At 39.3% G+C, this 633-nt stretch carries 1 protein-coding gene; it reads right to left on the reverse strand.

Annotated elements, in window-relative coordinates; genetic code table 11:
* Positions 1-23: 23 nt before the first annotated feature.
* On the reverse strand, positions 24-633 hold a 610-nt coding region (locus tag P5683_RS25580; RefSeq protein ID WP_315645680.1), incomplete at its 5' end, for a reverse transcriptase domain-containing protein.

Here is a 633-nt window from a genome sequence, read left to right on the forward strand (position 1 = left end):
GGCATTGCAGCCTTATTTGACTCCTAAACGTTTCGCACTATGTGGTCTAGTTTAATGAAGGTCTCTGATGAGACAACCCCTGAATAGTAGTTTGACCATCCCCTTATGATTGGGTTTAGTTTTCTAATCAGGGCTGATTGAGGTGCTGTTTTATGTTGTTTGATTACACCTTTAATCACTTCTGTGTGGGCTTTAACTGCTTTGTTGCTGGGTTTGATGTGGGTTTTGAAACCCAACATTTTATGTGGGGTCTTGTTAAATAGGAAGCCTCCTTTTCTTCTTCCCCTACTTTTTCCAGATTTATATTTTCCTACTGGATATTGCCTGATATTGAATCCTAGAAAATCAAATCCTGGTTCTTCTGTTTTGCCGTTATACTCAATGGGATTGAGTGTATGGCAAATTCGAGTCTTTTCGGGTTTAATTTCTAGTCCTACAGGTTTTAACCATTCGGAGATTGCAGTTTTGCACTGTTCAATGATTTCTAGTGATGGAGATATTACTACAAAATCATCAGCGTATCTGATTATTGTGGCTTGCACCACATTTTTCTTCTTAGGATACATTGTTTTTATGAGCCTAACCATCCCATCCAGTGCGATGTTGGCTAGGAGTGGACTTATTACCCCTCCT

This window comes from Limnospira sp. PMC 1279.21 (genome assembly GCF_032349615.1).
In the GTDB taxonomy this organism is placed as follows: Bacteria; Cyanobacteriota; Cyanobacteriia; order Cyanobacteriales; family Microcoleaceae; genus Limnospira; species Limnospira fusiformis.